The sequence below is a fragment of the Oceanicola sp. D3 genome, assembly GCF_006351965.1.
Lineage (GTDB): Bacteria > Pseudomonadota > Alphaproteobacteria > Rhodobacterales > Rhodobacteraceae > Vannielia.
In genome coordinates, this window is record NZ_CP040932.1 from 365,231 (window position 1) to 379,116 (window position 13,886).

A 13,886-nucleotide genomic window follows, 5' to 3' on the forward strand; every position below is an offset into this window, starting at 1 on the left:
CATGCTAGGAAAAACGGCAGGCGGCCTGTTCTGGATGTACCGCTACCTTGAGCGGGCAGAGAACATCACCCGCATCGTGGAGACCGGCCAGCGCATTGCCCTGACCCGGAATCAGGAGAACGGCGACGAATGGGCCTCGGTCCTGCAGACGGCCTCGGTGGATCTTGGCTACTTCGAGAAGCATGACGAGCTGTCGAAGGATGCAGTGATCGACTGGATGCTGCGCGACAAGGAAAACCCCTCATCGGTGATGAGTTCGGTGGAATCGGCGCGCAACAATGCCCGGCAGGTGCGCACCGCCCTGACCCATGAGGTGTGGGAGGCGATGAACCTGTGCTGGATGCGGCTCAAGGAGGTGCTCAAGCGCAAGGTCAACGAGCGGGACCTGCCGCATGTGCTGGGCCTGATCCGGCAGCGCACCGCGCTTGTGCGCGGCGCCACCCACGGCACGCTGCTGCGCAATGACATTTACGACTTTGCCCGCATCGGCACCTTTTTGGAACGCGCCGACAACACCGGGCGCATTCTCGACGTCAAATACTACGTGCTTCTCCCCTCGGCTGCCGCCGTTGGCTCGCGGCTCGACAATGTGCAGTGGGAGACCATTTTGCGCTCGGTCAGCGGGGAAAGCGGCATTCGGATGGTCTATGGCCACAACCCGACGCCGCGCGACATCGCGGCATTTCTCATCCTCGACGGGCGCATGCCGCGCAGTCTCTACTTTTGCGCCAAGAAGCTGCAGGACAACCTCGGCTATCTCGCGCATGACTACGGCAGCACCGCGACCAGCCATGACCTTGCCGTTCAGCTCGGAAAGAAGCTGAAGGAAAAGTCCATCGACGAGATCTTCGACGGGGGGCTGCATGAGCACATACAGGAGACCCTCGTTGCCCTAGGCGACCTCAGCCGTCAGATTGAAGTGGATTATCGGTTTTATGAATAGGCCGGACAGATGCGCCTGAAGATCTCCCACGAAACCCGCTACAGCTTTTCGGAGCCTGTGCGCTATGGGCTGCAACAGATGCGGAAATCGCCGAAATCCTACCGGAACCAGTCGGTTTTGAGTTGGGAGACCAGCGTGATTGGCGGGGAGAAGCAGCTGCAATACGAGGATCAGCACCGCAACACGGTTGAGCTGATCAGCATCACGCCGGGCGAAACCGAGCTTTTGCTGCGCAGCGAAGGCGAGGTGGAGGTGGCGGACAACAACGGTGTGATCGGCCAGCATGAGGGCATGACGCCGCTTTGGCTGTTTGACCGGCAGACCCCGCAGACAAAGCCCGGCCCCAAGGTGAGGGAGCTGGCACGCTCTCTTGGCGACCGCGAGGGGCTTGACCAGCTTCATGCGCTGATGGAGGCGGTGGGCAAGGCTGTAGAGTATCAGGCCGGCTCATCGGAACCGGATTGGACGGCGGAGAAGGCGCTGGAGATTGGCAAAGGCGTTTGCGCGGATCAGGCGCATGTCTTCATTTCCGCCGCTCGCCATCTGGGATACCCGGCGCGCTATGTTTCGGGCTATCTGATGCTCGACGACACGGTGAGCCAGACCGCGATGCATGGTTGGGCAGAGGTGCATGTGGATGCGCTGGGCTGGGTTGGCTTTGACGCGTCAAACGACCAATCGCCCGACACACGCTACGTTCGTGTTGCAACAGGGCTGGACTATGCTGGTGCCGCCCCGGTAACTGGTACGCGCACAGGCGGCGAAGAGGAGTCTCTTTCCGTTGCCATAGAAGTTGCGCAACAGATGAGCCAGAGCCAAGAATAGCACCATGACCTATTGCGTCGGAATGAAGCTCGATCGCGGGCTCGTCTTCATGTCAGACACGCGCACGAATGCGGGTGTCGATAACATCAGCGTTTTCAAGAAGATGCATTCGTGGGAGGTGCCGGGCGAACGGGTGATCACCCTGATGAGTGCGGGCAATCTGGCCACCACGCAGGCGGTGGTTTCGATCCTTGAAGAGCGCACCAAGGCCCCCGGAGATCGCAGCCCCTCGCTGCTGGAAGCGCCCAGCATGTTTCAGGTCGCGCGGATGATTGCCAAGGTTCTGAAGGATGTGATCGCCGAGCATGAGCAGGCCGGGCAGCAGGCGAGTGCTTTTGGGGCAACGCTTATTCTGGGCGGGCAGATTGCGGACTCCGCGCCGCGGCTGTTCCTGATCTACCCGGAAGGCAACTTTATCGAGGCGGGGGATGACACGCCGTTCTTCCAGATCGGTGAAACCAAGTATGGCCGCCCGATCCTTGTGCGGGCCTACCGCCCGGAGATGAGCTTTGCCGAGGCGGTGAAGCTGCTGATGGTGAGCTTTGACTCGACGGTGAAGGCCAACCTGACGGTGGGGCTGCCGCTGGATTTGCAGTTCTACGAAGAGGGTAGCCTGGTGCTGGGCTATCAGAACCGCATTGAGGCGAACGACGAGAGTTTTCAGCGCATCAGCAACGGCTGGGGCGAGGCGCTGACGCAGGCGCTCGACAGCTTGCCGGATATCGAGATCTGACGGCTGGTGGGTTTCACCCACCCTACAGCCTGCCGCAACTGCTTGGAGTGGCGGGAATAAGGCGGTAAGCAGGGAGAAAGACCCGTTGAAAGGCCCGCTCCGTTGAACCAGGACGCCCCAAAGCCCATCCCCCCGCGCCGCCCGCTGACCCTGAGAGATGTGTCCGAGGCCTCTGGCGTCAGCGAAATGACGGTGAGCCGGGTGTTGCGTAACCGGGGCGATGTGAGCCAGGCGACGCGGGAGCGGGTGCTGGAGGCGGCCAAGCGGCTGGGATATGTGCCCAACAAGATTGCCGGCGCCTTGGCCAGCAGCCGGGTGAACCTTGTGGCTGTGGTGATCCCCTCGCTCAGCAACATGGTATTTCCCGAGGTGCTGACGGGCATTGGCACGGTGCTGGATGACACCGAGTTGCAGCCTGTCGTTGGCGTGACGCATTACAAGCCGGAACGCGCCGAGAAGGTGCTTTACGAGATGCTGTCGTGGCGCCCGAGCGGGGTGATCGTGGCTGGGCTGGAGCATACCGATGCCGCCCGGGCGATGCTGGCGAACGCGGGCTGCCCGGTGGTTGAGATCATGGATGTGGACGGCGAGCCGATCGACTCCATGGTGGGCATATCGCACCGCCGCGCAGGGCGGATGATGGCCGAGGCGATTGCCGGGGCGGGCTACAAGAATATCGGATTTGCGGGCACGAAGATGCCGCTGGACCACCGGGCGCGCAAACGCTTTGAGGGCTTCACCACCGCGCTGGCCCGGGCCGGGCTGGAGGTGCGTGACCGGGAGTTTTATGCCGGTGGCTCGGGGCTGGCGAAGGGGCGCGAGATGACGGAAGCCCTGCTGGCCCGCTCGCCGGATCTGGATTTTATCTATTATTCCAACGATATGATCGGCGCGGGCGGGATGCTGCATTGCCTGACATCGGGTATCAACATCCCCGAAGAGCTGGGGCTTTCGGGGTTCAATGCCCTCGAAATGCTGAGCGCGTTCCCGCAGAAGCTGGCGACGATGGATGCCTGTCGGCGCGAGATTGGCGAGGCCGCGGCGAAGATTATCGCAGATCGAACAGCCAGCGGCGATCTGGCCGGCGAGGGTGGCGGCACAGTGATTGAGCTGGAGCCGGTGCTGGCGCTGGGCGACACGCTGAAGCGGGGCTGAGGTGATGAGCGCGCCGCAGGTGTCGGTGGTGATCCCGATGATGAACGAGGCCGAGAACGTTGCGCCGCTGATCGGGCGGATCGTGACGGCCTGTGGGGATGTGGAGTTTGAGGTTGTGGCCGTGAATGACGGCTCGACCGATGGCACCGGCGAGGAACTGCTGAAGCTGGCGCGCGACGATGCACGCGTGCGGGTGTTGCGACACCCCAAGCCTGCCGGGCAGAGCGCGGCGGTGCATTCGGGGGTAAATGCCGCCCGGGCGCCGATCTGCGTGACACTGGACGGCGACGGGCAGAACCCGCCCGAGGAACTGCCGAACCTTTATGGCCCGCTCTTTGCCGACACCACCGGCAAGCTGGGGCTTGTGGCCGGGCAGCGGGTGGACCGGCAGGACACCGCCAGCAAGCGCTGGGCGAGCAAGGCGGCCAATGGGCTGCGCGCCCGCATTCTGAAAGACGGCACGCGCGACACCGGCTGCGGGCTCAAGGGCTTTCGCCGTGATGCCTTTCTTGGTCTGCCCTTCTTCAACCACATGCATCGCTACCTTCCCGCGCTGATGCGGCGGGACGGCTGGGAGGTGGCGCATGTGGATGTGACCCATGCCGAACGTGCGGCGGGACAGAGCAAGTACAACAACCTTGGTCGCGCCCTTGTGGGGATTTACGACCTGATCGGCGTGGCCTGGCTGATCCGGCGGCGCAAGACGCAGGTGCCGACCGAGGTGACGCCCGATGTTTGAGTGGCTCTTCGCGGTGCTCCATGTCGAGACATGGGTTGAGTTCTGGTGGGTGGTCATCGGGCTTGGCGGGCAGTTGATGTTCACCGCCCGGTTTTTGGTGCAGTGGATCGCCAGCGAGCGGGCGCGGGCCTCTGTGGTGCCGGTTGCCTTCTGGTATTTTTCGATCGGCGGCGGGCTGATCCTGCTGGCCTATGCGCTGTATCGCAAAGACCCGGTGTTCGTGCTGGGGCAGGCGATGGGGCTCTTTATCTATGTTCGTAACCTCTATCTGATCCATGTCAGCAAGCGTGAAGCCTGACGGCGCCGGATGGTTTGGCCCCGCGTTTGCGGTGGTCGCGGCGCTGGTGATCTTTCGCCTCGCGCTGCTGCCCTTTGCGCGGGCCGAGGTGTTTGTGGACGAGGCGCAATACTGGCTTTGGGGGCAGGAGCTGGCCTTTGGCTACTACTCCAAGCCGCCGATGATTGGCTGGCTGCTGCGCGGCGTAACCGAGCTGGCGGGCAGCGATGCCGCCTTTTGGCTGCGCGCGCCGGCGGCGGTGCTGCATGGGGCAACGGCGCTGTTGCTGGCGGGCCTTGCGGCGGAGCTGGCGGACAGGCGCACGGCGATCCTTGTGGCGGCGAGCTACATCACCTTGCCGCTGGTGGCGGTGGGTAGCTTTTTGATCAGCACGGATACGGTGATGTTCCCCTTCCTCGCCGGGGCGCTCTGGGCGTGGCTGCGGGTGATCCGCGAGCAGAGCTGGGGCGCGGCGGTGCTGGCGGGGGCGCTGGTGGGGCTGGCGGTGATGAGCAAATACGCCGGGCTCTACTACGTGCTTTGCGCGGGTCTGGCGGCGGTGTTCGTGCCCGGCGCAAGGGTGCGCTGGAGCGATGCGGGGCTGGCGCTGGTGGCGCTGCTCATCGTCATTTCGCCCAACATCATCTGGAACATCCAGAACGGGCTTTCGACACTTGAGCACACCATGGACAACGCCGATTGGGTGCGTGATCCGGGGGCGCGGGCCGGGTTGAACTGGGCGGCGTTGGGGGAATTTGCGGGCAGTCAGTTCGTGGTGTTCGGGCCGGTGTTGCTGGTGGGCCTTCTGTGGTCGGCGGTGAAGAGGCGCAGCGCGATGCTGCTGTGGTTTGCCTTGCCGATCCTCGTGCTGGTCTGCGGGCAGGCGCTGCTTTCGAAGGCCTATGCCAACTGGGCCGCCGCGGCCTACCTCGCGGGCACGATTGCCGCCGTGATCACGGTGCGGGGCTGGGGGCGTTGGGCGATGGGGGTGAGCCTTGCGCTGGGCGCGGGGCTTGCCGTTGTGCTGGTGCTGGCCACGGTGTTTGCGCCGGTGCTGCGGCTGGGCGACGGGCCGCTGCTGATGGAGCGTTACCTTGGGCGGATCGCGATGAGCTCGGCCATCGCGGCGCGCGCCGAGGCCGAGGGCGTTTCGGTCGTGGTGGCCGATGACCGCGATGTGCTGGCCGACCTGTTCTATCGTATCCGGGGCCGGGGCGTGGCGGGCAAGATCACCGGGCTGGAGGCCTATGCCCGGCCCGAGCGGGGCCGCCCGCCGAACCATTACGTGCAGAGCCATGCCTTTGCAGGCAGCCCCGGCGATGTGCTTTACGTCAGCCGACGCAACGTGCCGCCGGCCTGTGAGGGGGCCGTGGCGCTGGAGCCGATTGCCCCCGACGAGGGGGCGTTTCGGCGCAGGCCGCAGACTGTCTGGCGGGTGCCGGGCGATTGTTGGACAGAAGGAGCCAGACCATGACGCGCAAAGCCCTTGTGACCGGTTCTGCCGGGTTTATCGGCTCGCATATCGCCCGCCGCCTCTTGGATGATGGCTTTCGGGTGATCGGGCTGGATGCGATGACCGATTACTACGATGTGAGCCTCAAGCAGCGGCGGCATCAGCGGTTGTTGCAGAGCCAGGGGTTCAGCGCCGTGGAGGCGCGGCTGGAGGAGCCGGGGCGGCTGGAGGCGCTGATGGAAGAGCACGCGCCCGAGATTGTTATCCACCTCGCGGCGCAGGCGGGCGTGCGCTACTCGATCGACGCGCCGGAGAGCTATGTGGAGGCCAACCTGATTGGCACCTTCCGGCTGCTGGAGGCGGCGCGCGCCCATCCGCCGGCCCATATGCTGATGGCTTCGACCTCCAGCGTTTACGGGGCGAATGAGGCCATGCCCTATGGCGAAACAGACCGCGTGGCGCATCAGATGAGCTTTTACGCCGCGACCAAGGCCGCCAATGAGGCGATGGCCCACAGCTATGCGCATCTTTACCACCTGCCTGTCACGATGTTCCGCTTTTTCACCGTCTATGGCCCGTGGGGGCGGCCCGATATGGCGCTGTTCAAGTTTGTTAAGGCGATACGGGCTGGAACGCCGATCGACGTTTACAACCACGGCAAGATGAAGCGGGACTTCACCTATATCGACAATCTGGTGGAGGGTATCCGGCGGCTGGTTGATGTGCCGCCAGAGCGCGGTGCGCCGGTGGGCGAGGCAGACAGCCTTTCGCCCGTGGCGCCGTGGCGCGTGGTGAACATCGGCAACGCCGCGCCGGTGGAGCTTGGCGCCTTCATCCAGGCCATCGAAGAGGCGCTGGGCCAGCGGGCGGAGAAGAACATGATGGAAATGCAGCCCGGCGATGTGCCTGCGACCTGGGCCGATACCCGCCTGCTCACCGATCTGGTTGGGGCGATGCCGCAGACCAGTTTGCAGGATGGCGTGCGCGCCTTTGTTGAATGGTACGACAAGCACTACGCCTGAGGGCAGCCTGAGCGCTCGGCAACGGGCGGGTGCGGCGGCTTAGGTGGGCAGGCAATGGGCCAGAGCCGGGGGCCCATTGCGTTGAGGTGCCCTGCCTATCCGGCGAAGTTCTGGGCGATGTAGAGCGAGCCGCAGGCCTTGCCTCTGGGGTCGAGGGCAATGGCGGAGGCGGCCATCTTGTACTTGCGTGCAAGAATGTTCACCCGGTGGTCGGGAGAGTCCATCCAGAGCGCCACGGTGTAGCGGGCGAGTGAGCCGTAGCTGTGCCGCCCGATGGGCGTTCCGTCAGGCGTGGTGAACTTGCACTGCGCGGCGTTGCTTATCTTGTAACCACGCTGGCCCTCAACCTTGTAGAGCGCGACGCGGGCAATGTTCTCGGAGCCGCGGCGGACCTTGAGGCCAGAGGCGAGAATACGCGCCTTCACGGTTGCCCGGCCCGGCCGGGTGGACTTGTGGCTTAGCGTGCTTTTCGAGGCCATCCAGTTGGCGTGTCCGAAGGCCGTATCCCGCAACGGTGCCGCGCCTGCCAGCCGGGGTAGCCCCTTTTGGCACCGCTGATAATTTACCTCTACCGCAATCACCGCGTCCAGCAACGGCTGGTCAAGCCGCGCTGGGTTGATTGGGTTTTCCGCACCGGCCACATCCCCCCGGATGCAGCCGCTTGCAGTCGTTGACAGGCTCGCCACTGTCATCATGGCCCCGAAGGCCAGGCGAAATGCCTTGTGCATTGGTTACCTCAAGCATCTGGCCCCCACCATCTGCTCTGATCTCAGCCAACCCTTTCGCTTGGGCGATTTTAAGGCGCGAATGAGGAAACTCGGATGCACAAGTTGCATTTTCCCGCTGCTCCCGCCATTGAGAAAACCGTCATAGCCGCCGCGCGGAAGGATTGTTGAACCATGAAGATTGCAATGATTGGCACGGGCTACGTTGGCCTCGTCTCAGGTGTGTGTTTTTCGGACTTCGGGCATGAGGTTGTCTGCGTTGACAAGAACCCCGAGAAGGTGGCGCAGCTGACGCGGGGCGAGGTGCCGATTTACGAGCCCGGCCTTGATGTGCTGATGGCAAAGAACGTGGCCGCCGGGCGCTTGAGCTTTACCGAAGAGTTGGCCCCTGCCGTGGCGGGTGCCGATGCGGTGTTTATTGCCGTGGGCACGCCCACCCGCCGGGGCGATGGCCATGCCGACCTGACCTATGTGTTCGCCGCCGCCGAAGAGATCGCCCAGTCGCTCGACGGGTTTACCGTGGTTGTCACCAAGTCGACGGTGCCGGTGGGCACCAACCGCAAGGTTTATGAGATCATCGCCAAGACCTGCGAAGAAGGCAGCTTTGACGTGGCCTCCAACCCCGAGTTCCTGCGCGAGGGCGCGGCCATCGACGATTTCATGCGGCCTGACCGCGTGGTGGTGGGCGTGGAGACAGAGCCGGCCAAGGCGGTGATGGGCGATATCTACCGCCCGCTGTTCCTGCGCGACTTTCCCATCGTCTACACCGATCTGGAGTCGGCGGAGATGATCAAATACGCGGCCAACGCTTTTCTCGCCACGAAGATCACCTTCATCAACGAGATCGCCATGCTCTGCGAGCGTGTCGGCGCCGATATCAAATCTGTCTCCAAGGGCATGGGCCTTGATGGGCGGATCGGTAACAAGTTTCTCCACGCGGGGCCGGGCTATGGCGGCTCCTGCTTTCCGAAAGACACCAAGGCGCTGGCCCGGATCGGGCAGGACCATGCGGTGCCGCTGGAGATCACCGAGGCCGTTATTGCCGTGAACGAGGACATGAAGCGCCGGATGGTGGAGAAGCTGCGCGATCTTTGCGGCGGCTCCTTCAATGCCAAGAAGATCGCTGTGCTGGGTGTGACCTTCAAGCCGAACACCGATGACATGCGCGAGGCCCCGAGCCTTACCATTGTGCCCGCGCTGGTGGGCGGGGGCGCGGATGTGCGGGTGGTGGATCCGCAGGGCCGCCGCGAGGGCGAGGCGCTGTTGCCCGGCGTCACTTGGGAAGAAGACCCTTACGCCGCCGCCGAGGGCGCGGATGTGCTGGTGCTGCTCACCGAGTGGAACGAGTTTCGCGCGCTCGACCTGTCGCGTGTGGCCGAGTCGATGGCGACCGCGCATATGGCCGACCTGCGCAACATCTACTCCGCAGAAGATGCGCGGGAGGCCGGGTTTGATGCCTATGTTTGCGTTGGCCGCCCCGACGCGGAAGGCATGCAGGACAAACCGGATCTGACGGCGGTGGCGGGCTGAGGCAAAACGGGGGCCGGGCCGGTGAATGCGGGCAAACGGGCCTTTGACATCACCTTGGCGCTGGCCCTGCTGGTGCCCGGGTTGCCACTGATGGCCCTGCTCTGGTGCCTCGTCGCCCTGAAGGATGGCCTGCCCGCCTTTTACACCTCCGAGCGGATGCGAGCGCCAGGCCGGCCATTTCGGCTGTACAAGATCCGCACCATGAGCATTGCACGAGGGGGGCCGGAAAGGGGGGTTTCCGGTGGCGACAAGGCCGGGCGGATCACCCCGCTGGGCCGTACATTGCGCCGCTTCCGCTTTGACGAGTTGCCGCAACTCTTCAACGTGCTGAAGGGCGATATGAGCTTTGTCGGCCCGCGCCCGCCGATGCGCCAATATGTTGAGCAGTTTCCCGAGCTTTATGGCGAGGTGCTGAAGAGTCGGCCCGGTATTACCGGCCTGGCCACGATCATGCACCACAGCCACGAGGAAAAGCTGTTGAAGAACAGCCGGTCGGCAGAGGAGACCGAGGAGATCTATGTGAAGCGCTGCGTGCCCCGGAAGGCCGCGATTGACCTGCTCTACAGCCGGCGGCAGAGCTTTTGCTTCGATCTCTACATTCTTTACCTGACGATGGGGAAGTTGATGTCTCTCCCCGGGGCGCGGCTGCAAAGGCTGCGGGCCAAGGCCGCGCGGGTGTAAGCCGCTGCCGCCAGAGAATGAGTTTGGTTAACCCAATCTAGATACTCTGGCGATATTCCAACCACGAACAGTGACCGGGACGGGCCAAGGGCCTTGTTCGCAGGTTGAGGGCCCGGTGGCGGGCTTGGTTTACGGGCGTTCGCGCCACGGTGGGGCTGTGCGCCATTGCCGGGTGACGCGCCCTTGCGTGGAAATGCGTGTGAAAATGGAGAGCAGAATGCCGGGCTGGGCCGTGGGATGAAACTGGTGATTACAGGTGCGCTGGGCTTCATCGGCCAGAACCTTGCACGATATCTCCGCGCTTCAGGCCTGCCCTGCACCCTGATCGGGATCGACCGCTACAGCGATGCCGGGGCGGAAGAACGTGCGGTGTTCGACACGCTGCACATCGGCTGCTTCACCAGCGATACCGCCCTTGCCCTGGCGGCGGGCGCAGATGTTGTTGTTCACCTTGCTGCGCAGGCCTCGGTGCAGCAGAGCATGATCGACCCGCTCGGCACCTATGAAAACAACGTGGCCCGCAGCCATCGGCTGATTGACCATCTGCGCAGGCACGCACCGGGCGTGCATTTTATCTTTGCCTCAACCGGGGCCGTTTCGCAGGATGAAGGGCCGATTGATGAGCGGGCCAGCGCCAACCCGGCTTCGCCCTATGGCGCCTCGAAGCTGGCCACCGAAGCCTTGCTGCGCGCCTACAGCAGCACCTGGGATTTCACGGCGCTGACGCTGAGGTTTTCCAACGTGTATGGCCCGTATTCACGGCGGCAGGGCGGGGTGATTCCGCAGTTTTGCCGCAAGGTGCTTGGAGAAGGTCGGATCACCGTTAATGGCGATGGCCGGCAAACGCGCGATTACATCTATGTTGATGATATTTCGCAGGCGATTGTCACCGCCATCGAGACCCGCGCCAAGGGGCTTTATCAACTCGGAACGGGGGTTGAGACCCCGCTGATGGGTGTGGTGGAGATCTTCCGCAGCCTCTGCGCCCGGCACCCGCCGCAGCTGGCCAGAGGCCCGGCGCTGGCGGGTGAGATCCGGCACAACTGCGCCAATATTGCCCGGGCCACGGCCGAGTTGGGCTTTGTGCCACGCCACAGTATACACGACGGCATCGCCCGGACGTTGCGGTGGTATGAATCGGAATATGTAAGCTAGCCGGAACGGGGAGCTGCGACAGATGAAGTTGCTGGTGTTCGGAGAAACCGGACAGGTCGCGCGGGAGATCGCCGCGCTCGCGGGCGAAGACCTGACGATAGAGACGGTGCCGCGAAGCCGTGCCGATTTTGCAGAGCCCGATGCGGCGTCGCAGGTGGTTGCGCAGTGTGATGCGGATGCGGTGATCAATGCCGTGGCCTATACGGCGGTGGACAAGGCGGAAGAGGAAGAGGCGCTTGCGCGGCAGATCAATGCCGTGACGCCGGGCGCGATTGCGCGGGCCTGCGCCGGGAAGGGCCTGCCCTTTGTGCATATCTCGACCGACTACGTCTTTAACGGAAGCGGCACTACGCCGCGCAGCCCCGACGCCGCGGTTGCCCCGCTGGGGGCCTATGGCCGCACCAAGCTCGCCGGAGAAGAGGCGGTGCGGGCGGCGGGCGGTGTGTATGTCATCTTGCGCACCTCTTGGGTGTTTTCGGCCCATGGCGCGAACTTCGTGAAGACGATGCTTCGGCTGGGCGCTGAGCGCGAGCGGCTGACCATCGTGGATGACCAGCGTGGCGGGCCGACCGCAGCGGCGGACATCGCAGGAGCCTGCGTGGCCATGGCCCGGGCGCTGACGCAAGCGCCCGAAAAGAGCGGCACCTATCACTATTCCGGCGCGCCGGATGTGAGCTGGGCAGAGTTCGCCCGCGAGATATTTGCCCGCGCGAAGCTTCCCTGCGAGGTCGCGCCGATCCCCAGCAGCGACTACCCAACGCCCGCCGCCCGCCCGCTGAACTCGCGGCTCGACTGCCGCGCCAGTGAGGCAACCTTCGGCCTGCCGCGCCCCGATTGGCGGGTGGCGCTGGACAGGGTGCTGAGCCAGCAGACGTGACCTGAACTTCCGTGGCCGAAACGCCCGGGCAACCGCAATTCGAGCAGCAGAGCGACGCAACGTGAAGATCGAAGAAACTCCCCTCCCCGGTGTGCTTGTCATCACCCCGCCCCGGTTCGGCGACCATCGCGGCTTCTTTGCCGAAACCTATTCGCAGCCCAAACTTGCCGAAGCGGGTGTGGAGATGGTGTTTGTGCAGGACAACCATTCGATGAGCCGACAGGCCCCCACCCTGCGCGGGCTGCATTTTCAGGCGCCGCCGCGCGCGCAGGACAAGCTGGTGCGCTGCGGTCGGGGCGCTTTGTTTGATGTGGCGGTGGATATCCGCAAGGGCAGCCCGACCTATGGCCAATGGTATGGTGCGGAGCTGACCGAGGATAACGGCCGCCAGCTTTTGGTGCCGGCGGGCTTTGCCCATGGCTTCGTGACACGGGTGCCGGACACCGAGATCATCTACAAATGCACCGACACCTACGCCCCCGAGACGGAAGGCGCATTGCTGTGGAGCGATCCGGACATCGGGATCGACTGGGGCCTCGACGGCGCGGCACCGGTGCTATCGGAAAAAGACGCGGCGGCGACACGGCTCGACGGCTTTGACAGCCCGTTCATCTGGGAGGGCGGCGCATGAAGCTGCTGGTGACAGGAGGCGCGGGCTTTATTGGCTCGGCGGTTGTGCGGCGCGCCATCCGGCAGGGCCATGAGGTGGTGAACCTCGATGCCCTGACCTATGCCGCCTGCCTCGAAAACGTGGCCAGCGTGGCAAACCATCCGGGCTATCGCTTCGAGCATGCCGATATCCGCGACCGGCCCGCGCTGGATGCGATTTTGGCCCGGCACAAGCCGGATGCGATCATGCATCTGGCCGCCGAGAGCCATGTGGACAGGTCGATCGACGGCCCCGCGACCTTTATCGAAACCAATGTGCTCGGCACCTTTCACCTGCTGGAAGCGGCCCGCGCCTATTGGCAGGAGTCCGGGCGGCCAGAGACGTTTCGGTTTCATCACGTGAGCACCGATGAGGTGTTTGGCTCGCTGGGCGCGGAAGGCCAGTTTACCGAAACCACGCCCTACGACCCGCGCAGCCCCTATTCGGCCTCGAAGGCCAGCTCCGACCATCTGGTGCGGGCTTGGCACGAGACCTATGGCTTGCCGGTGGTGATGACCAATTGTTCCAACAATTACGGGCCTTTCCACTTCCCCGAAAAACTGGTGCCGGTGGTGATCCTGAACGCCTTGGAGGGCCAGCCGATTCCGGTGTACGGGCGGGGCGAAAACGTGCGGGACTGGCTCTATGTGGAGGACCACGCCGATGCGCTGCTGACGGTTATCGAGCGCGGCGTGCTGGGCCGAAGCTACAACATCGGCGGTGAAAACGAGGCGCGCAACATCGACCTTGTGCGGATGATCTGCGCCATTCTCGACGAAGCCCGCCCGGCACAGCGGCCCCGCGAGGAGCTCATCGCCTTTGTGGCAGACCGGCCCGGCCATGACCTGCGCTACGCCATCGACCCGAGCCGCATTGCCACAGAACTCGGCTGGCGGCCCTCGGTGACCCTTCGCGAAGGGTTGGAGAAAACCGTGGCTTGGTATCTGGCAAATGAAGCCTGGTGGCAGGCGCTCCGCGACCGGGACGGTGTGGGCAAGCGGCTGGGAACCGGATGAGGCGAGCCGCGGCCCGGCCTGGGCAAATCGCGGTGAACAGGCAGGGCGAGATGACCGACGCTCGGTGATGAAACACCCTGCCGCATCCCCGACCTGATGGTTGTGG

The 13,886-nt window shown here is 64.2% G+C and carries 15 protein-coding genes; 14 read left to right on the forward strand and 1 reads right to left on the reverse strand.

The features are described 5' to 3' along the window. The first annotated feature begins 1 nt into the window (after position 1). The 8 genes from FHY55_RS01850 (at position 2) to FHY55_RS01885 (ending at position 7,147) form a co-directional block, all read left to right on the forward strand. The gene (locus FHY55_RS01850; protein WP_140012568.1) at positions 2-943 is read left to right on the forward strand and encodes an alpha-E domain-containing protein; all 942 of its coding nucleotides are present in this window, start codon (positions 2-4) and stop codon (positions 941-943) included. Between the two features lie 9 nt (positions 944-952). Then, positions 953-1,768 carry a transglutaminase family protein gene (locus tag FHY55_RS01855; RefSeq protein WP_140012569.1) on the forward strand — a complete coding sequence of 272 codons (816 nt, stop codon included), beginning with the start codon at positions 953-955 and terminating at the stop codon, positions 1,766-1,768. A 4-nt stretch (positions 1,769-1,772) separates the two neighbouring features. Further along, positions 1,773-2,501 carry a proteasome-type protease gene (locus tag FHY55_RS01860; RefSeq protein WP_140012570.1) on the forward strand — a complete coding sequence of 243 codons (729 nt, stop codon included), beginning with the start codon at positions 1,773-1,775 and terminating at the stop codon, positions 2,499-2,501. 102 nt (positions 2,502-2,603) lie between these two features. Beyond that, a complete protein-coding gene (locus tag FHY55_RS01865; protein WP_140012571.1) occupies positions 2,604-3,656 on the forward strand; it encodes a LacI family DNA-binding transcriptional regulator in 1,053 nt (350 codons plus the stop codon). A gap of 4 nt (positions 3,657-3,660) precedes the next feature. Continuing rightward, on the forward strand, positions 3,661-4,395 hold the full coding sequence (locus tag FHY55_RS01870) for a glycosyltransferase family 2 protein (RefSeq protein ID WP_140012572.1): 735 nt from the start codon (positions 3,661-3,663) through the stop codon (positions 4,393-4,395). Beyond that, entirely contained in the window at positions 4,388-4,693 is a 306-nt protein-coding gene (locus FHY55_RS01875) for a lipid-A-disaccharide synthase N-terminal domain-containing protein (RefSeq protein WP_140012573.1), read from the forward strand. Before FHY55_RS01870 ends, FHY55_RS01875 begins: the two co-directional genes overlap by 8 nt. After that, complete coding sequence (locus FHY55_RS01880; protein ID WP_140012574.1) at positions 4,671-6,146, forward strand: glycosyltransferase family 39 protein; 1,476 nt, start codon at positions 4,671-4,673, stop codon at positions 6,144-6,146. The genes FHY55_RS01875 and FHY55_RS01880 overlap by 23 nt, the downstream gene beginning before the upstream one ends. Beyond that, complete coding sequence (locus tag FHY55_RS01885; RefSeq protein WP_140012575.1) at positions 6,143-7,147, forward strand: NAD-dependent epimerase/dehydratase family protein; 1,005 nt, start codon at positions 6,143-6,145, stop codon at positions 7,145-7,147. The genes FHY55_RS01880 and FHY55_RS01885 overlap by 4 nt, the downstream gene beginning before the upstream one ends. A gap of 95 nt (positions 7,148-7,242) precedes the next feature. Here FHY55_RS01885 and FHY55_RS01890 read toward each other — a convergent pair whose 3' ends face one another. Then, the gene (locus tag FHY55_RS01890; protein WP_140012576.1) at positions 7,243-7,875 is read right to left on the reverse strand and encodes a CAP domain-containing protein; all 633 of its coding nucleotides are present in this window, start codon (positions 7,873-7,875) and stop codon (positions 7,243-7,245) included. A gap of 171 nt (positions 7,876-8,046) precedes the next feature. On the opposite strand from FHY55_RS01890, the gene FHY55_RS01895 reads away from it, so the two are divergent. The 6 genes from FHY55_RS01895 (at position 8,047) to rfbB (ending at position 13,780) form a co-directional block, all read left to right on the forward strand. Next, a complete protein-coding gene (locus FHY55_RS01895) occupies positions 8,047-9,402 on the forward strand; it encodes a UDP-glucose/GDP-mannose dehydrogenase family protein (protein WP_140012577.1) in 1,356 nt (451 codons plus the stop codon). Between the two features lie 21 nt (positions 9,403-9,423). Further along, positions 9,424-10,083, forward strand: a complete 660-nt coding sequence (locus tag FHY55_RS01900; protein ID WP_140012578.1) for a sugar transferase — start codon at positions 9,424-9,426, stop codon at positions 10,081-10,083. A 237-nt stretch (positions 10,084-10,320) separates the two neighbouring features. After that, positions 10,321-11,238 carry an NAD(P)-dependent oxidoreductase gene (locus FHY55_RS01905; protein WP_140012579.1) on the forward strand — a complete coding sequence of 306 codons (918 nt, stop codon included), beginning with the start codon at positions 10,321-10,323 and terminating at the stop codon, positions 11,236-11,238. 22 nt (positions 11,239-11,260) lie between these two features. After that, positions 11,261-12,115, forward strand: coding sequence for a dTDP-4-dehydrorhamnose reductase (gene rfbD, locus FHY55_RS01910; protein ID WP_140012580.1), 855 nt, complete (start codon positions 11,261-11,263; stop codon positions 12,113-12,115). Positions 12,116-12,176: 61 nt separating this feature from the next. Beyond that, entirely contained in the window at positions 12,177-12,746 is a 570-nt protein-coding gene (rfbC, locus tag FHY55_RS01915; RefSeq protein ID WP_140012581.1) for a dTDP-4-dehydrorhamnose 3,5-epimerase, read from the forward strand. Further along, entirely contained in the window at positions 12,743-13,780 is a 1,038-nt protein-coding gene (gene rfbB / locus FHY55_RS01920) for a dTDP-glucose 4,6-dehydratase (protein ID WP_140012582.1), read from the forward strand. Before rfbC ends, rfbB begins: the two co-directional genes overlap by 4 nt. The last annotated feature ends 106 nt before the right edge of the window (positions 13,781-13,886 follow it).

What these genes read in the sequence shown, in the direction of transcription:
- FHY55_RS01875 (WP_140012573.1), top strand. Translation starts at nt 4,388, where the DNA reads ATGTTTGAGTGGCTCTTCGCGGTGCTCCATGTCGAGACATGGGTTGAG.
- FHY55_RS01885 (WP_140012575.1), top strand. Translation starts at nt 6,143, where the DNA reads ATGACGCGCAAAGCCCTTGTGACCGGTTCTGCCGGGTTTATCGGCTCG.
- FHY55_RS01860 (WP_140012570.1), top strand. Translation starts at nt 1,773, where the DNA reads ATGACCTATTGCGTCGGAATGAAGCTCGATCGCGGGCTCGTCTTCATG.
- rfbD (WP_140012580.1), top strand. Translation starts at nt 11,261, where the DNA reads ATGAAGTTGCTGGTGTTCGGAGAAACCGGACAGGTCGCGCGGGAGATC.
- FHY55_RS01855 (WP_140012569.1), top strand. Translation starts at nt 953, where the DNA reads ATGCGCCTGAAGATCTCCCACGAAACCCGCTACAGCTTTTCGGAGCCT.
- FHY55_RS01890 (WP_140012576.1), bottom strand. Translation starts at nt 7,875, where the DNA reads ATGCACAAGGCATTTCGCCTGGCCTTCGGGGCCATGATGACAGTGGCG.
- FHY55_RS01880 (WP_140012574.1), top strand. Translation starts at nt 4,671, where the DNA reads ATGTCAGCAAGCGTGAAGCCTGACGGCGCCGGATGGTTTGGCCCCGCG.
- FHY55_RS01895 (WP_140012577.1), top strand. Translation starts at nt 8,047, where the DNA reads ATGAAGATTGCAATGATTGGCACGGGCTACGTTGGCCTCGTCTCAGGT.
- rfbB (WP_140012582.1), top strand. Translation starts at nt 12,743, where the DNA reads ATGAAGCTGCTGGTGACAGGAGGCGCGGGCTTTATTGGCTCGGCGGTT.
- FHY55_RS01870 (WP_140012572.1), top strand. Translation starts at nt 3,661, where the DNA reads ATGAGCGCGCCGCAGGTGTCGGTGGTGATCCCGATGATGAACGAGGCC.
- FHY55_RS01905 (WP_140012579.1), top strand. Translation starts at nt 10,321, where the DNA reads ATGAAACTGGTGATTACAGGTGCGCTGGGCTTCATCGGCCAGAACCTT.
- FHY55_RS01850 (WP_140012568.1), top strand. Translation starts at nt 2, where the DNA reads ATGCTAGGAAAAACGGCAGGCGGCCTGTTCTGGATGTACCGCTACCTT.